The 20,030-nt window shown below is 71.5% G+C and carries 17 protein-coding genes; 8 read left to right on the forward strand and 9 right to left on the reverse strand.

Annotated features, from left to right (window positions below):
• Positions 1-37: 37 nt before the first annotated feature.
• Both HZZ00_RS31925 and HZZ00_RS31930 read left to right on the forward strand, forming a co-directional pair.
• The gene (locus tag HZZ00_RS31925) at positions 38-727 is read left to right on the forward strand and encodes a DUF402 domain-containing protein (RefSeq protein WP_180329627.1); all 690 of its coding nucleotides are present in this window, start codon (positions 38-40) and stop codon (positions 725-727) included.
• 293 nt (positions 728-1,020) lie between these two features.
• Positions 1,021-3,117, forward strand: a complete 2,097-nt coding sequence (locus HZZ00_RS31930; protein WP_180329628.1) for an ATP-binding SpoIIE family protein phosphatase — start codon at positions 1,021-1,023, stop codon at positions 3,115-3,117.
• A gap of 51 nt (positions 3,118-3,168) precedes the next feature.
• On the opposite strand, the gene HZZ00_RS31935 is transcribed toward HZZ00_RS31930, so the two are convergent.
• Positions 3,169-5,559, reverse strand: a complete 2,391-nt coding sequence (locus HZZ00_RS31935; protein ID WP_180329629.1) for a transglycosylase domain-containing protein — start codon at positions 5,557-5,559, stop codon at positions 3,169-3,171.
• 303 nt (positions 5,560-5,862) lie between these two features.
• On the opposite strand from HZZ00_RS31935, the gene HZZ00_RS31940 reads away from it, so the two are divergent.
• The 3 genes from HZZ00_RS31940 to HZZ00_RS31950 are packed head-to-tail and all read left to right on the forward strand — an operon-like array spanning position 5,863 to position 9,412.
• Positions 5,863-6,387, forward strand: coding sequence for a PadR family transcriptional regulator (locus HZZ00_RS31940; RefSeq protein ID WP_180329630.1), 525 nt, complete (start codon positions 5,863-5,865; stop codon positions 6,385-6,387).
• A complete protein-coding gene (locus HZZ00_RS31945; protein WP_180329631.1) occupies positions 6,384-7,073 on the forward strand; it encodes an ABC transporter ATP-binding protein in 690 nt (229 codons plus the stop codon). Before HZZ00_RS31940 ends, HZZ00_RS31945 begins: the two co-directional genes overlap by 4 nt.
• Positions 7,070-9,412, forward strand: coding sequence for an FtsX-like permease family protein (locus HZZ00_RS31950; protein ID WP_180329632.1), 2,343 nt, complete (start codon positions 7,070-7,072; stop codon positions 9,410-9,412). Before HZZ00_RS31945 ends, HZZ00_RS31950 begins: the two co-directional genes overlap by 4 nt.
• A gap of 43 nt (positions 9,413-9,455) precedes the next feature.
• Here the strand turns inward: HZZ00_RS31950 and HZZ00_RS31955 are convergent, their stop codons facing one another.
• Positions 9,456-10,400: a LysR substrate-binding domain-containing protein gene (locus HZZ00_RS31955; protein ID WP_180333788.1), complete on the reverse strand. Its 945-nt coding sequence runs from the start codon at positions 10,398-10,400 to the stop codon at positions 9,456-9,458.
• Between the two features lie 139 nt (positions 10,401-10,539).
• On the opposite strand from HZZ00_RS31955, the gene HZZ00_RS31960 reads away from it, so the two are divergent.
• Together HZZ00_RS31960 and HZZ00_RS31965 are read left to right on the forward strand one after the other, a co-directional pair.
• Positions 10,540-11,094, forward strand: coding sequence for a peroxiredoxin (locus HZZ00_RS31960; protein ID WP_180329633.1), 555 nt, complete (start codon positions 10,540-10,542; stop codon positions 11,092-11,094).
• 3 nt (positions 11,095-11,097) lie between these two features.
• A complete protein-coding gene (locus tag HZZ00_RS31965) occupies positions 11,098-11,631 on the forward strand; it encodes an alkyl hydroperoxide reductase (RefSeq protein ID WP_070029116.1) in 534 nt (177 codons plus the stop codon).
• 25 nt (positions 11,632-11,656) lie between these two features.
• Here the strand turns inward: HZZ00_RS31965 and HZZ00_RS31970 are convergent, their stop codons facing one another.
• The 5 genes from HZZ00_RS31970 to HZZ00_RS31990 form a co-directional block, all read right to left on the reverse strand.
• Positions 11,657-13,018: an AI-2E family transporter gene (locus tag HZZ00_RS31970; protein ID WP_180329634.1), complete on the reverse strand. Its 1,362-nt coding sequence runs from the start codon at positions 13,016-13,018 to the stop codon at positions 11,657-11,659.
• A gap of 132 nt (positions 13,019-13,150) precedes the next feature.
• Positions 13,151-13,864 (reverse strand): transglycosylase SLT domain-containing protein, encoded by a 714-nt coding sequence (locus HZZ00_RS31975; protein ID WP_074993130.1) that lies wholly within the window; start codon positions 13,862-13,864, stop codon positions 13,151-13,153.
• A gap of 376 nt (positions 13,865-14,240) precedes the next feature.
• Positions 14,241-15,566 carry a PhoH family protein gene (locus HZZ00_RS31980; protein ID WP_180329635.1) on the reverse strand — a complete coding sequence of 442 codons (1,326 nt, stop codon included), beginning with the start codon at positions 15,564-15,566 and terminating at the stop codon, positions 14,241-14,243.
• Between the two features lie 371 nt (positions 15,567-15,937).
• A complete protein-coding gene (locus tag HZZ00_RS31985; protein WP_070029124.1) occupies positions 15,938-16,711 on the reverse strand; it encodes an isoprenyl transferase in 774 nt (257 codons plus the stop codon).
• 659 nt (positions 16,712-17,370) lie between these two features.
• On the reverse strand, positions 17,371-18,153 hold the full coding sequence (locus tag HZZ00_RS31990; RefSeq protein ID WP_180329636.1) for a class I SAM-dependent methyltransferase: 783 nt from the start codon (positions 18,151-18,153) through the stop codon (positions 17,371-17,373).
• A gap of 259 nt (positions 18,154-18,412) precedes the next feature.
• Here HZZ00_RS31990 and HZZ00_RS31995 point away from each other — a divergent pair, with 259 nt between their 5' ends.
• Positions 18,413-18,790 carry a DUF192 domain-containing protein gene (locus tag HZZ00_RS31995; protein ID WP_180329637.1) on the forward strand — a complete coding sequence of 126 codons (378 nt, stop codon included), beginning with the start codon at positions 18,413-18,415 and terminating at the stop codon, positions 18,788-18,790.
• Positions 18,791-18,795: 5 nt separating this feature from the next.
• Here the strand turns inward: HZZ00_RS31995 and HZZ00_RS32000 are convergent, their stop codons facing one another.
• Positions 18,796-19,419 (reverse strand): OmpA family protein, encoded by a 624-nt coding sequence (locus tag HZZ00_RS32000; protein ID WP_180329638.1) that lies wholly within the window; start codon positions 19,417-19,419, stop codon positions 18,796-18,798.
• Between the two features lie 9 nt (positions 19,420-19,428).
• Positions 19,429-20,004 (reverse strand): hypothetical protein, encoded by a 576-nt coding sequence (locus tag HZZ00_RS32005; RefSeq protein WP_180333789.1) that lies wholly within the window; start codon positions 20,002-20,004, stop codon positions 19,429-19,431.
• Positions 20,005-20,030 lie beyond the last annotated feature (26 nt).

Here is a 20,030-nt window from a genome sequence, read left to right on the forward strand (position 1 = left end):
CGCAGCGCCGCGTCCGCGCGGCACCTAATATCTGTCCATGACGGACGACGCGACGATGCGACAAGCGGCGGCGGGTCACGCGGCGTACTGGGCGCCGGGGACCCCGATCCTGTGGCGTTACCGGGAGAACGGCGGCGAGCGGTTCCACATCGCCCGGCCCGTCACCGTCGTACGCGACGACGCCGAACTCCTCGCGGTCTGGCTGGCCCCCGGCACCGAGTGCGTGAAGCCGGCCCTGGCCGACGGCACCCCGGTGCACCGCGAGCCGCTGGAGTCCCGCTACACCAAGCCGCGCACGGTGCGCCGCGGCCGCTGGCTGGGCACCGGGGTGCTGAAGCTGGCCCAGCCCGGTGTGCCCTGGTCGGTGTGGCTGTTCTGGGAGCCGGGCTGGCGGTTCAAGAACTGGTACGTCAATCTGGAGGAACCGCTGGTCCGCTGGGCGGGCGGGGTGGACTCCGAGGACCACTTCCTGGACATCGACGTACGCCCGGACCGCAGTTGGCACTGGCGCGACGAGGACGAGTTCGCGCAGGCCCAGCGGGACGGCCTGATGCCCCCGCGGACCGCCGAGCGGGTCCGGGCGGCCGGGCGGGCGGCGGTCGCGGCGATCGAGGAATGGGGGCCGCCGTTCTCGGACGGCTGGCCGGGGTGGCGACCTGACGACTCCTGGGCGGTACCGTCACTTCCCGAGGACTGGGACCGCACGCCCGCGCATGTGTCCTCATGAGACTCTTGATGCGCCCCCGGGCAAGAAACGTAGGATCGTCCTCCGCAAGGGCGCTTCGGAGCGACAACTTCCGGGGTGTGCGCCGGGCTTGACCGATCGTCACCGAGGGGCGGCAAGGACGTGAACGAGGGGTATCAGGGCAGCACCGGCCGCGCAGGGATCGCCGGTGGCACGGGAACATCCTCCGGGCACGCGGAAAATCCGTTCCCGGGACAGGTATTGCGGGTATCGGGACTTCTGCGGGACCAACTGCGCGCCCGGCGCGCAGCCCCGGACGGATGGATGCGACACGCGTGACGGAGCAGCCCACCTCCTTCGAGCGCCCTCAGCCGGGCGCCGACCCCGCGGAGGGCCGCGGGGCGCTTGTGCGTGCCCCGGAACCGGTCGGCGCCCCCGCCTTACCCGTGCAGTCACGGGCCGACGGGACGCCCTCGGGACCGGGGACGGCCACCCCGTGTGGCCAGGCAGAGGACGGCAAGGGGAAGGAGCCCCCAGTCAACGGCCCGGAGCACTCCCAGCCCGCCACCGCGGACGCCGGCGCGGCCCATCGGCCGCGCCCCGCACCGGAGGCCATCCCGCCGCAGCCCGGCGCCGACCAGGAGCGGGCGCCGGGCGGCCCGGAGCGCCGTACCGGGCGGGGCCTGCCGCCGGGGCGGCCCATGCCGATGCGGCGTGACGGGGACCGGCTCAGGTTCGTGGGCGCGGCCACCCGGCGGATCGCCCGCGGTCTGGACCTGGACGAGATCGTGATGGGTCTGTGCCGGGCCACGGTGCCGACCTTCTCGGACGCGATCCTGGTCTATCTGCGCGACCCGCTGCCGGTCGGCGACGAACGGCCCACCGGACCGGTGGTGCTGCGGCTGCGCCGTACCGACCGCATCCCGGAGGAGCGGGACACCGACGGGGTCCTGCTGCCCCAGGCGTTCGAGCCGGAGCCGGAGCCGATCGCGCTGGCGGAGCTGTCGTCGCTGACGACGGAGCTGTGCGAGGTGCGGCCCGGCGGCGCGCTCAACGAGGTGCTGCGCGGGGTGCGCCCGGTGTTCGCGGACGCGCCGGCCGCCCGGGCGGCGCTGCCCGAACTGCTGGGCGAGGGCGCGGAGGCGCTCGTGCCGTCCGGCCAGCACGCGATCCTCGCGCCGCTGCGCGGCCGGCGCCGGGTGATCGGCGCGGCCCTGTTCCTGCGCCGCCCCGAGCGGCCGGCGTTCGAGACGGACGACCTGCTGGTGGCGGCCCAGCTGGCCACGCACAGCGCGCTCGGCATCGACAAGGCGGTGCTGTACGGCCGTGAGGCCTACATCGCCGACGAGTTGCAGCGCACCATGCTGCCCGAGACCCTGCCCCGCCCGACGGGCGTGCGGCTCGCCTCGCGGTACCTGCCCGCGGCGGAGACCGCGCGGGTGGGCGGCGACTGGTACGACGCGATCCCGCTGCCCGGCAGCCGGGTCGCGCTGGTGGTCGGCGACGTCATGGGCCACTCCATGACCTCGGCCGCCATCATGGGCCAGCTGCGCACCACCGCGCAGACCCTGGCCGGCCTCGATCTGCCGCCGCAGGAGGTGCTGCACCACCTGGACGAGCAGGCGCAGCGGCTCGGCACCGACCGCATGGCGACCTGTCTGTACGCGGTCTACGACCCGGTCACGCACCGCATCACCATCGCCAACGCCGGCCATCCGCCGCCCGTGCTGCTGCACCTGGGCGGGCGGGCCGAGGTGCTGCGGGTGCCGCCGGGCGCGCCGATCGGCGTCGGCGGGGTGGACTTCGAGGCGGTCGAGCTGGACGCGCCCGCCGGGGCCACGCTGCTGCTGTACACCGACGGCCTGGTGGAGTCCCGGCTGCGGGACGTGTGGACGGGCATAGAGCAGCTGCGCGAACGGCTCGCCGCCACCGCGCAGCTGACCGGCCCGGACCATCCGCCGCCGCTGGAGGCCCTGTGCGACGAGGTCCTCGACATGCTCGGTCCGGGCGACCGGGACGACGACATCGCGCTGCTCGCCGCCCGCTTCGACGGGATCGCGCCGAGCGATGTGGCGTACTGGACGCTGGAGCCGGAGGAGACGGCCCCCGGCCAGGCCCGCCGGCTGGCCCGGCGCGCGCTCGCCCGCTGGGACATGGAGGACCTCACCGACTCGGTGGAGCTGCTGGTCAGCGAGGTGGTGACGAACGCCGTGCGGTACGCGTCCCGGCCGGTGACGCTGCGGCTGCTGCGCACCCATGTGCTGCGCTGCGAGGTCGGTGACGACGTGCCGCAGCTGCCCCGGCTGCGGCAGGCCCGCGCCACGGACGAGGGCGGCCGGGGCCTGTACCTGGTCAACAAGATGGCCCGGCGCTGGGGCGCGACCCGGCTGAGCACCGGCAAGGTGGTCTGGTTCGAGCTGCACCGCGGCTGAGCCGGAATGAGGGAGGGGCGCCCGGTGTGCACCGGGCGCCCCTCCCTCCCTCTACTGCTGTTGCTGGTGCCGTTGCTGCTGCTGTTGCAGCTGTTCCCGATCGCCACCGAGCTGTCCCAGCGGGTTCTCGTCCGTGGGGTCGGTCGTCGGCGACTGCGACGGCGACTGGCTCGGGGACTGGGACGGCGACTGCGACGGCGACTGGCTCGGCGACTGCGACGGCGACTGGGACGGCGAGCCGGACGACGTCGGGGTGCCGGACGGCGACTGCGACGGCGACTGGGACGGGCTCTGGCTGCTCATCGTGGGGGTCGGCGTCTCGACGGCCGCGCCCTGCGAGGTGTCCAGGTCGAACTTGGCCGCGTGCGTCACCCCGAAGGTGTAGGCCGCCCAGATCTCGGCCGGGGGGCCACCGCCGTTGACGCGGCCGCCGCCCAGGGCGCCCGTCAGGGGCACGTGGTCCTGCTTCTTGACCGCCGCGCCGTTGCAGCCGGTGCCGCCCGCCTGGCCGGCCTCGCCGAACAGGCCGACGGAGGTGACCAGGTCCGGGGTGTAGCCGGTGAACCAGGCCGAGAGGTCGCAGTCGGAGGTACCGGTCTTGCCCGCGACCTGCTGGCCGGCCCGCAGCGGGTTGTTCGCCACGCTGCGGCTGGCGGTGCCGTCGTCGACCACGCCGGTCAGCACCGAGGTCACGCTGTCGGCGGCGGTACGGCTGATCACCGGGCCGCCGATCGGGTTCGGCATGGTGACCTTGCGGTCCTTCTGCTCGGCGTCCTTGACGATGGTCGGCGTGACCTTGTTGCCGTGGTTGTCGAGGGTGGCGTAGATCCCGGCCATCTCCAGCGGGCTCGCGCCCATCGAGCCGAGCGTCTGGGCAGGGACGGGCTGCATGCCCTCGGTGTCCATGCCGAGCTGCTTGGCCGTGCTCATCACCTTGCTCATGCCCACGTCGACGCCCATCTGCGCGAAGACGGAGTTGACCGAGTCGTTCATGGCCTTCTGGACGGTGATCGGACCGTAGTTCACGTCGTCCTCGTTGGGCGGGCCGAAGCCGACCCTGGCGCCGTGGTCCACGACCTGGCGGCCGCTGGTGCCGTCGTACACCGTGTCGGCGTTGATCGGCTTGCCGTCCTGGGTGACGGAGCCCTGCTGGAGCGCCGCGGCGAGGATCACCGGCTTGAAGGTGGAGGCGGGCTGGTAGTCCTTGCGGGTGGCGTTGTTGGTCCAGTGCTTGAAGTGGTCCGTGCCGCCGTACATGGCGACGATCTTCCCCGTCTTGGGGTCCACCGAGACCGCGCCGGCCTGCACGTCGCCGTCGACCTTGCGCTGCTTGGGGTCGAGCCTGCCGGTCAGCTGTTCCTTGACGGCCCGTTCCAGCGCGGCCTGCTTCTTCTTGTCGACGTTGAGGGTGATGGTCCAGCCGCGGTTGACCACCTGCTGCACGGCGTCCTGGTGGCTGATGCCCTCCTCGGACATCAGCTGGTCCTCCAGCTGCTGGTTGGCCAGCTCGACCAGGTAGCCCTTCTCGCCCTCCTCGCCGGGGGTGCCCTTGGGCTCCTTCGGCACGGGGAACTTCATGGCCTGCCGCTTGGCCGGGTCCAGCCAGTGCTGCTTGACCATGTTGTCCAGGACGTAGTTCCAGCGCGCCTGCACCAGCTTCTTGCCGGTGGGCGTCGCCGCCGCCCAGTCGTACTGGCTCGGCGCCTGGAGCAGCGCGGCGAGGTACGCGCCCTGTTCGACCGTCAGGTTCTGGGCGTCGGTGCGGTAGTAGGCCTGGGCGGCGGCCTGGATGCCGTAGGCGCCGCGGCCGTAGTAGCTGGTGTTGATGTAGCCCGCGAGGATGTCGTCCTTGGATTTCTTCTGGTCGACCTTCAAGGAGATGACCATCTCCTTGAGCTTGCGGGTGACCGTCTGGTCCTGGCTCAGGTAGTAGTTCTTGACGTACTGCTGGGTGATGGTGGAGCCGCCCTGGGTGCCCCGGCCCATCGCCGTGTTGTACAGACCGCGGGCGAGACCCCTGAGGTCGATGCCGGAGTCCGTGTAGAAGGTCTTGTTCTCCGCGGCGACGAAGGTGTGCTGCACGTCCTTCGGGACCTTGTCCAGGTCCACGCTCTCGCGGTTGGTCTCGCCGACGCGGGCGAGCAGCGTGCCGTCGCTGTACTTGTAGACGTTGCTCTCCTGGGTGGCGAGCGCGTTGCCCTCGGGCACGTCCACCACCATGTACAGCACGGCGAAGCCGGCTATCCCCAGCAGGCATATCCCGAAGAACGTGCCGAGGATCTTCTTCCAGGAGAAGATCCGGCGCAGGAGGCTCTTGCGGGGCGCTCCCCCGGCGGCCGGCCCCGCCGACCGGTTGCCGGTCTCGGGTGCCGAGCGGCGACGCTGGGGCGCCGCGCGGTGGCCGCCGCGCTGTCGCGCTCGTCTCTCTTCCGCTCGTCCCATGGGTCTACCGCTCCGCTTCCGTCTCGTTGGTCAGCTCCGAAAGCTAACACCCGCCTATATGACAAAGGGCAACCGATCCGCTCTTTTACGGACGTGAGAATCAGCACCCACCCCAAAGGAACCGACGGTTACGAGGGGCCCGGGGTTGCCCGTCCAGCGGAAGTCTTCTCGCCCCTGTCCCGGCACGGCGGCCTGTCGAGAAACCGTGACAAAGGGTCCTCACCTGCGAGGTCGTCCCCTCCGCGATGCTCTGCACACACCGTGTATACCTACTGCGTATACACGGTGTGTAGGGTGCTGCCCATGTCCATCGGTCACACCCTCCTAGGGCTCCTGGAGTCCGGCCCGCGCCACGGCTACGACCTCAAGCGGGCCTTCGACGAGAAGTTCGGTCAGGACCGGCCCCTGCACTACGGCCAGGTCTACTCCACGATGTCCCGGCTGCTGAAGCACGGCCTCGTCGAAGTCGACGGCATCGAGGCGGGCGGCGGTCCCGAGCGCAAGCGGTACGCCATCACCGAGGCCGGCGTCACCGACGTCCAGCGCTGGCTCGCCACCCCGGAGAAGCCGGAGGAGTACCTCCAGTCGACCCTCTACACCAAGGTCGTCCTCGCGCTGCTCACCCACCGCGACGCCTCCGTCGTCCTGGACGTCCAGCGCGCCGAGCACCTGCGCAGCATGCGCATCCTGACCGACCGCAAGCGCAAGGGCGACCTCGCCGACCAGCTGATCTGCGACCACGCCCTGTTCCACCTGGAGGCCGACCTGCGCTGGCTGGAACTGACCGCCGCGCGCCTGGACAAGCTGCGGGCGGAGGTCGCCTCGTGACCACTCCCCCCGGTTCCCTGCTGGCCGCGCACGACCTGCGCAAGGCGTACGGCCCCACGGTCGCCCTCGACGGCGCCGAGTTCTCCATCCACCCCGGCGAGGTCGTCGCCGTCATGGGCCCCTCCGGCTCCGGCAAGTCGACGCTGCTGCACTGCCTCGCCGGCATCGTGCCGCCCGACTCGGGCTCCATCGTCTACGCCGGGCGCGAACTGGCCGGCATGAGCGACGCCGAGCGCAGCGCGCTGCGCCGCAGCGAGTTCGGCTTCGTCTTCCAGTTCGGCCAGCTGGTGCCCGAACTGACCTGCGTGGAGAACGTGGCCCTGCCGCTGCGGCTGAACGGCACCTCCCGCAAGGAGGCCGAGCGGGCCGCCCTCGCCTGGATGGGGCGGCTGGAGGTGGACGGCCTCAAGGACAAGCGGCCCGGCGAGGTCTCCGGCGGCCAGGGGCAGCGCGTCGCGGTGGCGCGGGCGCTGGTCACCGGGCCCCGGGTGGTGTTCGCGGACGAGCCGACCGGCGCCCTCGACTCGCTCAACGGTGAGCGCGTGATGGAGCTGCTGACCGACGCGGCCCGCTCCACCAACGCGGCCGTCGTCCTGGTCACCCACGAGCCCCGGGTCGCCGCCTACTCCGACCGGGAGATCGTCGTGCGCGACGGCAGGTCCCGGGACATGGAGCGCGCCATATGAGCGCACGCCAGTGGGGCAGGGACCTCGGTCTCGGCTTCCGGTTCGCCTTCACCGGGGGCCGCGAGGGCTGGACCCGGGTACTGCTGACGGCGGTCGGGGTCGGCCTGGGCGTGGCCCTGCTGCTGCTGACGACCGCGATCCCGAACGCGCTGGCGGTACGGCACGACCGGGACCAGGCCCGCGCGGACTACACGTACGGCCCGGCCCGGCCGAAGGCCGAGAACACCCTGGTGATCGCCGACACCGACACCGAGTTCCGCGGCCGCAACGTACGCGGCCGGCTGGTGGAGCCGGAGGGACCGAAGGCGCCCGTCGCGCCGGGCCTGTCGGCGTACCCGGCGCCGGGCGAGATGGTGGTCTCCCCCGCGCTCAAGGAGTTGCTCGGCTCGGACGAGGGCAAGCTGCTGCGCGAGCGGCTGCCGTACCGGATCACCGGCACCATCGGCGAGTCCGGGCTGGTGGGCTCGCAGGAACTCGCCTACTACGCCGGGGCGAAGAACCTGGCCCCGAAGATCAACGGCTTCCAGACCGCCCGGATCGACACCTACGGCTCGCCGAACAAGCCCCCGGCGGACCGGACGGACCCGGTGCTGCTCCTGCTGGTGCTGCTCGTGTTCGTGGTGCTGCTGATGCCGGTCGGCGTGTTCATCGCGACCGCCGTGCGCTTCGGCGGCGAGCGGCGCGACCGCAGACTGGCCGCGCTGCGCCTGGTGGGCTCCGACAGCCGGATGACCCGCCGGATCGCGGCGGGCGAGGCGCTGGCCGGATCGCTGGTCGGGCTGGTCTTCGGCACCGTCTTCTTCTTGCTGGGCCGCCGGTTCGCGGGCTCGGTGGAGGTCGTGGACATCAGCGTGTTCCCCGACTACCTCGACCCCTCGCCCGCGCTGGCCGCGCTGGTCGCCCTCGCCGTCCCCACGGCGGCGGTGCTGGTCACCCTGTTCGCGCTGCGCGGTGTCGTCATCGAGCCGCTGGGCGTGATGCGGACCGCCAGGCCCGCGCGCCGCCGGCTGTGGTGGCGGCTGCTGCTGCCGCTGGGCGGCCTCGCCCTGCTCTCCCCGATGATCGGCAAGGGCCGCTCGGACGGGGAGTTCAACCAGTACATGGTGACCGGCGGTGTACTGCTGCTGCTCGTCGGCGTCACCACGCTGCTGCCGTGGGCCGTGGAGGCGGTGGTGGCCCGGCTGCACCGCGGCACGGTGGCCTGGCAACTGGCGGTGCGGCGGCTCCAGTTGAGCAGCGGCTCGGCGGCCCGCATGGTGAACGGCATCGCCGTCGCGGTGGCCGGGGCGGTGGCGCTCCAGATGCTGTTCGCCGGCGTCCAGGGCGACTACACCAAGGACACCGGGAAGGACCTCACCCGGGCCCAGATGCAGATCAACCTGTCCCACGGCACCCCCTTCCGCACGGCCGCCGACCCGTTCGCCACGACCAAGGGCGTGCGCAAGGCCGTCTCGCTGGGCAGCACGTCGCTCGGGGACAAGGACTGGCACACCGGGCCCGACAGCACGGTGCTGATGGTCGCCGGCACCTGCGCCTCCCTGCGCGAGGTGGCCCGGCTGCCCTCCTGCCGCGACGGGGACGCCTTCCTGGCGACGGGCGGGGTCCAGGACGACGACCCCGCCATCACGAAGCTCACCCGGCCGGGCCGGGTGCTGCACATCGACCCGGCCGACGGCACCGGCCGCGGTCCCGACGTGCGCTGGACCGTACCGGCGGGCCTCAAGCCGGCCCGCGCGATCACCAGCCCCAACGGCACCAAGGACAGCGCCGTCCTGGTGACCCGGTCCGCGCTGCCCGACCGGGTGGACCGGGTGCTGGACGGGGCGGTGTACGTCACGGTCGACCCACGGGTGCCCGGGGCGTCCGAGTACATCCGCAACACGGCGGCGAAGGTCGACCCGTTCGCCACCGCGATCGAGTGGTCGGCGACGGAGGAGTCCAAGAAGTTCACCTCCATCCGCACCGGTCTGTACGCCGGCGCGATCTGCGTGCTGGCCCTGATCGGCGCGAGCCTGCTGGTCACCCAGCTGGAGCAGCTGCGCGAGCGCAGGAAGCTGCTGTCGTCGCTGATGGCCTTCGGCACCCGGCGGCGCACCCTGGGCCTGTCGGTGCTGTGGCAGACCGCGATCCCGGTCGCGCTCGGCCTGCTGCTCGCGGCGGCCGTCGGGCTGACGCTGGGCGGGGTGCTGCTGAAGATGGTGGACTCGCCGCTGGGCGTGGACTGGCCGAGCGTGCTGACGATGACCGGCGCGGGCGCGGGGGTGGTCCTCGCGGTCACCCTGCTGAGCCTGCCGCCGCTGCTGCGGCTGATGCGGCCGGAGGGGCTGCGGACCGAGTGACCCTTGTGCGCCGAGGGCCCCTCCCCCGACCGGGGCGGGGCCCTCAGTCGTCGCCGAGGACGCGTACCGGCAGCGCCCGCATCGCCTCGCGCAGGGCCGCCGCCAGCTCCTCGTACTCGGCACCGCGTGCCGCTCCCGCGCGCATCGCCAGGGCGATCCGGCGGCTCGGGGCGGGATCGGCGAAGTAGCCGGTGAGCAACTGGCTGCTGCGGGTGGTCTCCAGCTTGAGCGCGGTGCGCGGCAGCAGGGTGCAGCCGAGGCCGCCGGCGACCAGCTGGACCAGGGTGGACAGCCCGGCGGCGGTGGTGGTGACCGGGGCGTCGGCGCGGCCCGCCTCGCGGCAGATGTCCAGGGCCTGGTCGCGCAGGCAGTGCCCCTCGTCCAGGAGCAGCAGATTGAGTTCCTTCAGCGCCTCGCGCCCGATGCCCTCGCGGCCGCCGAGCCAGTGGTCGAGCGGGGTGACGAGCACGAAGTCCTCGTCGAACAGGGGCAGTTCGGCTATGCCGGGCACCCCGAGCGGGACCGCGAGCAGCAGCAGGTCGAGCCGGCCGGTGCTCAGTCCGTCGACGAGGCTCCCGGTCTGCTCCTCGTGCACCTGGAGGTCCAGGTCCGGATAGCGTTCGTGCACGAGGCGCAGCACGGTCGGCAGCAGATACGGTGCCACGGTCGGGATCACGCCGAGCCGGAGCGCCCCGGTGAACGGCGCCCGGACCGCCTCCGCCTCCTCCAGGAGGGTGCCGACGGCGTCCAGCACGGCCCTGGCCCGCACGGCGAGGCGCTCCCCCGCGGGCGAGAGCAGTACCTTGCGCGTCGTACGCTCAAGGAGGGTCACGCCGAGTGTCTCCTCCAGCGCCGAGACCGCGCCGGACAGGGCGGGCTGGCTCATCCCGATGGCCGCCGCCGCGTCCCTGAAGTGCAGGTGCTCCGCCACGGCGGCGAAGGCCCGCAGCTGGGCGAGGCTGGGCTGCCTCCGCTTGCCGTTACCCATAGTCACTGATAGATACCTCCGATCAACACGACCGAGTGTAGCTATTTCCCTAATCAATGCACCCTGTGCCAACATCGTCAGAGTCCAACCCATGGGAATCACCCTCAAAAGGGGTGTTTCTTCGCTGCAAGGAGAGCGTGTGCTCACTGTCGGTGACAAGTTCCCCGAGTTCGATCTGACCGCCTGCGTCTCGCTGGAGAAGGGCAAGGAGTTCGAGCAGATCAACCACAAGTCCTACGAGGGCAAGTGGCTGGTCGTGTTCGCCTGGCCGAAGGACTTCACCTTCGTCTGCCCGACCGAGATCGCCGCGTTCGGCAAGCTGAACGACGAGTTCGCCGACCGCGACGCCCAGGTCCTCGGCTTCTCCGGTGACTCCGAGTTCGTGCACCACGCCTGGCGCAAGGACCACCCGGACCTGACCGAGCTGCCCTTCCCGATGATGGCCGACTCCAAGCACGAGCTCATGCGTGACCTGGGCATCGAGGGCGAGGACGGCTTCGCGCAGCGCGCCGTGTTCATCGTGGACCCGAACCACGAGATCCAGTTCACGATGGTCACCGCCGGTTCCGTGGGCCGTAACCCCAAGGAGGTCCTGCGGGTCCTGGACGCGCTCCAGACCGACGAGCTGTGCCCCTGCAACTGGAGCAAGGGCGACGAGACCCTCGACCCGGTCGCGCTGCTGGCTGGTGAGTGACCCATGTCGCTCGACTCGCTGAAGTCCCGGATCCCGGACTACGCCAAGGACCTCAAGCTCAACCTGGGCTCGGTCATCGGCAACTCCGACCTGCCGGCGCAGCAGCTGTGGGGCACGGTGCTGGCCACGGCCATCGCCTCGCGCTCCCCGATCGTGCTGCGCGAGCTGGAGCCGGAGGCGAAGGCGAACCTCTCGCCGGAGGCGTACACCGCGGCCAAGTCCGCGGCCGCCATCATGGCGATGAACAACGTCTTCTACCGCACCCGGCACCTGCTGTCGGACCATGAGTACGGCACCCTGCGCGCGGGCCTGCGGATGAACGTCATCGGCAACCCGGGCGTGGAGAAGGTCGACTTCGAGCTGTGGTCGTTCGCGGTCTCCGCGATCAACGGCTGCGGCATGTGCCTGGACTCGCACGAGCAGGTGCTGCGCAAGGCCGGCATGGAGCGGGACACCATCCAGGAGGCCTTCAAGATCGCCGCCGTCGTGCAGGCGGTCGGCGCCACCCTGGAGGCCGAGGCCGTCCTGGCCGAGTAGGTCACCGTTGTTCCCTGGACCCCGTTCACCCCTGGTGAGCGGGGTCCTCGGCGTTCGGCTGCTCCTGCGCCGCGGGTTCGGCGGGGGCCGCGACCGGTTCCGGCTCGGGCCCGTGGACTTCGGCCGAGTACTGGCGCAGATAGCCCACCACCGTGTTGGTCACCGCCACCAGCGGTACGGCCACCACCGCGCCGCCGATACCGGCCACCATGCCGCCGGCCGCCACGGTCAGCACGACCGCGAGGGGGTGCACCCGCACCGCGCGGCCCAGGATGAAGGGCTGCAGCACATGGCCCTCGATCTGCTGCACGGCGAGGACCACGACCAGGGTCATGACGGCGGTGAAGACACCCTGGGTCACCAGGGCCACGATCACCGCGAGTGCCCCGGAGGCGACCGCGCCGACCAGCGGGATGAACGAGAACAGGAAGATGAAGACGGCCAGCGGGACCGCCATCGGCACATCGAGGAAGTAGATGCCGATGCCGATGAAGATCGCGTCGATCAGGGCGACCAGGACCGTGCCGCGCACATACGCCGTCAGGGTGCGCCAGGCGCGCGGACCGGCACCGGCCACGCCCTCCCGGGCGGCGGAGGGCACCAGCTTCAGGAACCACTGCCAGATGCGCTTGCCGTCGTAGAGCAGGAAGAGCGTGGAGAAGAACACCAGCAGGATGCCGGTGAGGGCCTCCACGATGACCTGAACGCCTTCCAGGCCCGCGGACGTTATCTGGTCGGCGTTGGCGCCGATCGCCTCGCGCAGGTTCTTGGCGATCTGGTTGATCTGCTTGTCGGTGACGTGGAAGGGGCTCTTCAGCAGCCAGTTGCGCAGATCGTCGATGCCGGACTGGATCTGGGTGGAGAGCGTGTCGATGTTCTCCATGACCTGCCAGGTCACGAACCAGCCCATCAGGCCGATGACGACGAAGCCGCTGATCGCGGTGAGCGCGGTGGCCGGGCCGCGCGGCACCCCGCGGCGGGTGAGCCGGGCGACGGTCGGTTGCAGCAGCGCGGTGACCAGCAGCGCGATGACGAAGGCGAAGACCACCAGCTGGATGGCGCTGATGACCCGCATCAGCACCCAGACGGTGCCCGCCAGCACCAGCAGCCGCCAGCCCGCCTCGGCCGCGACCCGCACCCCCCAGGGCACGGCCTGAGCGGGATCGGGGCGGGCGACGGGCACCGACGGCACGGGGCGGCGGGCGTGCGGCACCGCGTCGGCCGCCCCATCGGTCACCGACTGCTCGGCACGGGCCGGTGCGGGCGCGGACGGCGCCCTGGGGACCGCGTCCTCCTGCTCGACCTCCACGCGGCGGGCGTCCAGCCGTTCGCTCATCTCGGTGAGACCGGCGCCCAGCTTGCCGAGCCACCCTGGTACTCGCGACATGATCCGTCCTCTTCCCCCGCTTCTCGCCACCACTCCCCCCATGGAGTCGTGCGGTTACGACCGTACAGGGCGAAAGCCCCTTCCCAGAGGACGGGAAGGGGCTGCGCGAGGTTGAGCGTGGCGGGACGGAACTCAGTAGTTCCCGTTGGCCTGCCAGTAGGTCCAGGCGTCACAGGGGCTGCCGTAACGCTGGTTCATGTAGTTCAGGCCCCACTTGATCTGCGTGGCCGGGTTGGTCTGCCAGTCGGCACCCGCGGAGGCCATCTTGCCGCCGGGCAGGGCCTGGACGAGGCCGTAGGCGCCCGACGAGGGGTTGACCGCGCGGTAGTTCCAGCTGGACTCGTGGTTCACGATGTTGCTGAAGCACTGGAACTGGCCGGACGGCACGATCTGACGGGCCATGGCCTGGATCTGGGCGATGGTGTAGGAGCCCTGCACCGGGAAGCTGGCGTTGATGTCGCCACGGCTGGCGGCGGCCTTGGTCTCCGCGCGCTGCTTGGCTTCCTCGGCCGCCTTCTCGGCGGCGGCCTTCTTCGCGATCGCGGTCTCGGCGGCGGCCTTGCGGGCCGCCTCCTCGGCGTCCTTCTTGGCGCTCGCGTCCGCGGCGATCGCCTGCGAGTCGGCCTGCTGCGACAGGGTCGCGGACTGGACCTGGGCCTGCTGACCCGTCGGTATGTCCGCGAGGAGCGTGGTGTCGGCTGCTGCCGTCGGCTCCGCGGCGTCGTTGTTCTGCGCGACGCTGCCCGAGGCAACTCCGACGACGCTTCCGACGGCGGTGACCGCGGTGGCCGAGGCCACTGCGAATCCCCGGACCGAAATCCGGCTCACACGGTTTCCTTCCAGCATCGCCCGCTTCGGTGACCCTGGCGGACGCAATCGTGCCCCTGGCACTGGCCTCCCAACTGCGGGGTCACGGGAGGCGCGGGCCCGGTGGGCAACTCCCCCTGCGGGGAGCGCCGCGTGGTGCTCGGGCGGCATACGACGAACTCTATGGAGTTGGTGCGTTTGTGGTGCCGGACCGCTGGGGGTACGGCTGTGTCGTATGCGGGGCCTGACAGGACTGAGACTCTGCCGTAACCGGACGCCGAGTGGCAATTCCGAGTTGAGTGTGAAAGCTCACATCCCGTTTGGCCCAAGGGGATTCCGGAAAGCCCCACACACGAAGACGCCGCCCGCTAGGCTCTGATGCCTTTGCCGGGCGGCGCCAACGGGTGCTATCGGCTCAGATATGGCCGTCTTCGAGCATTTCGGTCACCAGGGCGGCGATCTGCGACCTCTCCGAGCGTGTCAGCGTGACATGCGCGAAGAGCGGATGCCCCTTCAGCTTCTCCACCACGGCGACGACGCCGTCGTAGCGGCCGACTCGCAGGTTGTCCCGCTGCGCCACGTCATGGGTGAGCACCACCCGGGAGTTGGCGCCGATCCGGGACAGCACCGTCAGCAGCACGTTCCGCTCCAGCGACTGCGCCTCGTCCACGATGACGAACGCGTCGTGCAGCGAGCGGCCGCGGATGTGGGTGAGCGGCAGCACCTCCAGCATGCCGCGCGCGGTGACCTCCTCGATGACCTCCCGGCTGGTGACCGCCGACAGCGTGTCGAAGACGGCCTGCGCCCAGGGGCTCATCTTCTCCGCCTCGGTGCCCGGCAGATAGCCCAACTCCTGCCCGCCGACCGCGTACAGCGGCCGGAACACCATGACCTTCTGGTGCTGCCGGCGCTCCAGCACCGCCTCCAGACCCGCGCACAGCGCCAGCGCCGACTTGCCGGTGCCGGCCCGGCCGCCCATGGAGACGATCCCGACGTCCGGGTCGAGCAGCAGATCGAGGGCGATGCGCTGCTCGGCGCTGCGGCCCTTGATGCCGAACGCCTCCCGGTCGCCGCGCACCAGCCGGACGTTGCCCTCCGCGGTGACGCGCCCGAGCGCCTTGCCGCGCTCCGACTGGATGGTCAGGCCGGTGTGCACGGGAAGGCCGGCGGCCTCCGGCACATAGAGGTGTCCCTCCTCGAAGAGGATGTCCACCTGCTCGCCGGGGAGCGACAGTTCGCTCATCCCGGTCCAGCCGGAGTTCTCCGTGATGGCCAGCTCGGCCCGGTACTCCTCGGCGAGCAGGCCCACGGACGACGCCTTGATGCGCAGCGGCAGGTCCTTCGAGACGACGGTGACGTCGAACCCCTCGGCCTGCAGATTGCGGGCCACCGCGAGGATGCGCGAGTCGTTGTCCCCCAGGCGGTAGCCGGTGGGCAGCACGCTGGGGTCCGAGTGGTTGAGCTCGACACGCATGGTCCCGCCGAGTTCCCCGATCGGGATGGGGGCGTCCAGGCGGCCGTGCCGCACCCGGTACTCGTCCAGCAGGCGCAGCGCCTGACGGGCGAAGTACCCGAGTTCGGGATGGTGCCGCTTGGCCTCCAGCTCCGTGACCACCACGACGGGGAGCACCACCTCGTGCTCCTCGAAGCGGATCAGGGCGTTCGGGTCGGCCAGCAGGACGCTGGTGTCGAGAACATAGGTGCGCCGGTCTGGCTTGTGGCGCTTTGTGCTGGTCACCACGGAAGGACGTACCCCCTCGGATGAGGTCGGGGAGCGACGAAGTGGAAGCCGGGCCGGGAGGGCGGGAAAGACCGGGCCGGTCGGCGGCCCGTGCGCGCGGCGGGCCGGGAGCCGGACCTCCGCGGCTGCTTCCGTGCCGGTATCGCACGGTCGGGCTGGTGCAAGGGGCCTCCCGGGCGGACGACCCCGAGCCGCCCGCTGAGATCCGACGCCCGGGTCGGGCATCGACCTGCTTGCTCTATGCCCTCGAACAGGCGCCGCCATGCAAAAGCGGCCACCGGCACGACGGTGAACTCCTCGTTACTTCCGCCCGAAGCGGGGTACACATGGGCCCCGCCGGTCGGGTGACCGGCGGGGCCGTGGTCCGAGGCTCAGCCGCCGTACCGGCGGTGACGTGCGGCGTAGTCGCGCAGCGCGCGCAGGAAGTCGACCTTGCGGAAGGCCGGCCAGTAGACGTCACAGAAGTGGTACTCGGAGTGGGCGGTCTGCCAGAGCATGAATCCGGACAACCGCTGCTCGCCACTGGTGCGGATGACGAGGTCGGGGTCGGGCTGGTCGCTCGTGTAGAGGTGACGGCCGATCATGTCGATGTCGACGGACTCGGCGAGGTCCTCCATCGCGACGCCCTTGTCGTGGGCGTCGAAGAGCATGGAGCGCACGGCGTCGGCGATCTCCTGCCGGCCGCCGTAGCCGATGGCCACGTTGACCACTATCCCCTTGATGTGGGCGGTGGCCTCCTCGGCCTCCTTCAGGGTGGCCTGCATACCCGCGGGGAGGAGGTCCATGGCGCCCACGTGGTGCACCCGCCAGCGGCCGTCGGCGGCGAGGGTGCGCACGACGTCCTCGATGATGCCGAGCAGGGGGACCAGTTCCTCCTGCGGACGGTCGAAGTTGTCCGTGGACAGCAGCCACAGGGTGACGACCTCGACATCGGTCTCGGTGCACCAGCCGAGGAACTCCTCGATCTTGTCGGCACCGGCCCGGTGGCCGTGGACGGTGGTGGAGCCGGACGCCTTCGCCCAGCGGCGGTTGCCGTCCATGATGACGCCGATGTGCTTGGGCACCTGAGCGTGGTCGAGGTGGCCCTCCACCCGGCGTGCGTAGAGCCTGACCAGCAGGCCGCGCAGTTTGTCGCGCAGGTTCACGTGGCCCTCCGGAGGGTTTGGCGCGGGGTACGGTGCCGGGCCCGTCGAGCCTACCGCTGCCAGGGGCCTGGTCCGGCCAGGGGCCTGGGGGGTGGGCGGGTATCGGGACGCCGGGCCTCGACCTTGGGACGCGCGCCGGGCGCCTGGCGGTTCCCGTCCGCGGACAAGAAAAAACGGGCCGGTCCGTGGGGGGGAGACGGACCGGCCCGAGGGGGGGTTTCCACCATAACCCTTCGTGAGGGCGAATGGGGGCATCGGCGGGCCAGAACTACTCTCCGCAATCACCCGGAGACGCCCTGATGGCCACGGAATGACGGATTCCGAGGGCTCTCACGGCCATCTGGCGACAGAATCCCAGGTGAAACCGGCCGGATACGAATGAATCCGAAGAGATTGCACCATCTTGTGGCCACATCGGCGTGTTGCCCGAGGTTCCCTCCGATGGGCTACCCGGTCAGCGAACGACGCCTTGACGGCTCCCCCGCGCACCGGGAAGGCGATCACCGGGCGCCATGGCACCGCGCAGCCCCCTCCGCTGCGCGGTACCCCTCGCGCTGCTTTGCGGGCGCGAATTGCGTTGGTCTGAACTTACGTGACGGGTGAGGCTGGTGTGAACAGTGTCCGATAACGATGTGGACACCGCGCCCCTGACGGAGGGCCTAACGGGGCTTGCGGGCGTCCACGAGATGCCGCGCGCTGTGCGCGACGAACGGGCCCTCCCGCTCGATCCGCTCGTGCAGCGACCGCAGTTGGGGCTCGTACGCCTCGACGGTGAACCCGGGCACCATCCAGACGACCTTGCGCAGGAAGTGGACAACGGCGGCGATGTCATGGAATTCCATCCGCAGCCGCTCCGCCCGCAGCCCCACGATCTCCAGGCCCGCCGCCTCGGCCGCGGCCCGCTCCCGCTCCGGGTCACGGGCACCGCGCACGGACTCCGGCTGCGGCCCGAGGAAGTGCTCGACCAGTTCGAAGACGCTGGCGGGCCCGACGTGCTGGGCGAAGTACGTGCCGCCGGGCCGCAGCACCCGTGCGATCTCGGCCCAGTGGGGCGTCACCGGGTGCCGGCTGAGCACCAGGTCGAAGGCCTCGTCGGCGAACGGCAGCGGCGCGTCGTCCGGGGCGGTGACGACCACCACACCGCGCGGCCGCAGCAGGGCGGTGGCCTTGGCCGCGTTCGGCGCCCAGCCCTCCGTGGCGGCGATCAGCGCCGGCCGGGCCGGGGCGGCCGAGTCGAGGGCGAAGGCCAGCACCTCGCCGCCGCCGGTCTGGACGTCCAGCGCGGCCTCCGCGCGGCTCAGCCGCTCCCCCGCCGACCGGGCGTACCCCCACGAGGGCCGGGCCTCGGTGGCCCGCCCCTCGAACCAGGAGAAGTCCCATCCCTCGGTGGGCACGGCGGCCCCCTCGGCCACGAGTTCTGCGAACGACGGCTTTCCTGTCACGGGCACCGATGATGGCAGAGCACGAGCGGCCGGGGCCTCCGGTTTTCCCCTGGGGGCAACGGCCCGGGGAAGCGGCCCTCCCACGGCCGCGGTTCGTCGAGCCCCGCCGCTTCCGCCGTCCGGGCGAAGGCCCGCGGCCGCGCGGGCGGCAGCCGCGGCCTTGAACACGACTGCGAGTGCGGTCATGAAGGTCTTCCCGGCGGGGAGAACGTGAGGGACGAACGCTTTACGGGGCACGCTTGTCGACCGCGGAGGAAACATGGCACGACGACGCTGGCGGGACGGCCGGGGCACGCTGGGCGTGCCCGGCGGGACCGGTGCCCGGGGTACGACCGTCCCGCTGGAGATCGCCGCCTCCTACCGCGCCCGCACCCGGGGCCTGCTGGGCCGCACCTCCCTCGACGGCGCCATGCTGCTGTCCCCGGCGAACTCGGTGCACACCTTCGGCATGCGCATCCCCATCGACGTCGCCTACCTCGACCGCCGCCTGACCGTTCTGTCGGTCCGCACCATGCGCCCCGGCCGCCTGGGCCTGCCCCGCCCGCGCGCCCGGCACGTGCTGGAGGCGGAGGCGGGCGCGATGGCGGAGTGGGGCGTGCGGGCCGGGGTGCGGGTGGAGCTGACGGCGAACGGGTGACGCGCTCACCGCGCGGTGCGCGGGAAGGACACCTCCACCCGGCGGTTCTTGCGGCGGCCCTCCTCCGTGGAGTTGTCGGCGATCGGGTACTGCTCGCCGTAGCCGCGGACCTCGAAGGTGATGTCCGGGCTGCCGAGGTCCTGGGCGAGGACCGACTGGACGGTGTTGGCGCGCTGCCGGGAGAGCAGGACGCCGTGGGCCGAGGAGCCGAGGTCGTCGGTGAAGCCGAAGACGCGGACCTGGGTGGCGTGCTGTCTGCGGATCTCGTCGGCGATCGCGGCGATGCGGGCCTTGGCGTCGGCGCCGAGCGACGAGCTGTCCTTGCCGAAGAGGACTTCGGCCTGGAGGGCGAAGGTGACGTCCGCGTTGGTGTCCTCACGGCGTTCGTCCCCGCTCTGGTCCTCCACCACCGACTTGATGTCCAGCACCTTGGGCGTGGCCAGCGTGGCGCCCTCCGGGAGCTTCAGGTCCGGGTCGTGGGGGTCGATCCTCACCGGGGCGGCGGCCGACGGCGCGGTGTCGGGCGGTTCGGTGGGGTCCGTGCCGGTGGCGTGCGCGGCAGGGGGTACCGCGCCGAGCAGGAGGGCCGCGGCCGCTAGGGTGAGCGCGAGACGGGGTCGGGTGGTCACGGCGGCCCCTCAACCGGAGATGTGGAGGGTGGCGGAGGAGAAGGTGGGCAGCTGGAACTCCACCTCGTTCACGGGTGGCGCCGGGAACTGCATGAAGACGGCGAGGGTGTCACCGGCCCGCAGGGTCGAGAAGCCGGTGGTGGTCAGCGGCCGGCCCTCGGTGTCCCGCAGCACGTAGTACCGCTTCTTGCCCTTCGGGTCGACCAGGGTGGCCCCGCCCAGTGACCGCCCGTTCTTGATGATCTCGGTCTCGTTGCCGCTCAGCGCGGAGGGGATGACGACGCTCTGGGAACCGTCGTTCTTCAGGGTGCCGTTGACGGTGACGAATCCGCCGGAGTCCCGCTGCGCGGAGGTGATCTGGAGGCCGAGCCCGTCGGAGCCCCGCAGTTCGGCCAGCGGCTGGTCCGACCGGCCCTCCTGGGTGCCGGGGTCCGACCCGGTCGTCGTGGAAGCGGATGCCGAGTGGTCCGGCCGCTTGCCGTCGTCGCCACCGCCGCCGCAGCCGGCCGCGCCGGCGGCCAGAGCGGCCACGACGGCCAGTGCGGCCGTCCCTCTGCGGGCTCTCGCGGTGAACCGCATGCTCATCATCCGCTTCCTTCGTCACTCATCGT

This window comes from Streptomyces sp. NEAU-sy36 (assembly GCF_013423905.1).
In the GTDB taxonomy this organism is placed as follows: Bacteria; Actinomycetota; Actinomycetes; order Streptomycetales; family Streptomycetaceae; genus Streptomyces; species Streptomyces misionensis.

Coding starts and splice junctions, on each gene's coding strand:
- HZZ00_RS31925 (WP_180329627.1), top strand. CDS start 38: ATGACGGACGACGCGACGATGCGACAAGCGGCGGCGGGTCACGCGGCG.
- HZZ00_RS31935 (WP_180329629.1), bottom strand. CDS start 5,559: ATGGGACGAGCGGAAGAGAGACGAGCGCGACAGCGCGGCGGCCACCGC.
- HZZ00_RS31940 (WP_180329630.1), top strand. CDS start 5,863: ATGTCCATCGGTCACACCCTCCTAGGGCTCCTGGAGTCCGGCCCGCGC.
- HZZ00_RS31950 (WP_180329632.1), top strand. CDS start 7,070: ATGAGCGCACGCCAGTGGGGCAGGGACCTCGGTCTCGGCTTCCGGTTC.
- HZZ00_RS31955 (WP_180333788.1), bottom strand. CDS start 10,400: ATGGGTAACGGCAAGCGGAGGCAGCCCAGCCTCGCCCAGCTGCGGGCC.
- HZZ00_RS31965 (WP_070029116.1), top strand. CDS start 11,098: ATGTCGCTCGACTCGCTGAAGTCCCGGATCCCGGACTACGCCAAGGAC.
- HZZ00_RS31970 (WP_180329634.1), bottom strand. CDS start 13,018: ATGTCGCGAGTACCAGGGTGGCTCGGCAAGCTGGGCGCCGGTCTCACC.
- HZZ00_RS31975 (WP_074993130.1), bottom strand. CDS start 13,864: ATGCTGGAAGGAAACCGTGTGAGCCGGATTTCGGTCCGGGGATTCGCA.
- HZZ00_RS31995 (WP_180329637.1), top strand. CDS start 18,413: ATGGCACGACGACGCTGGCGGGACGGCCGGGGCACGCTGGGCGTGCCC.
- HZZ00_RS32005 (WP_180333789.1), bottom strand. CDS start 20,004: ATGAGCATGCGGTTCACCGCGAGAGCCCGCAGAGGGACGGCCGCACTG.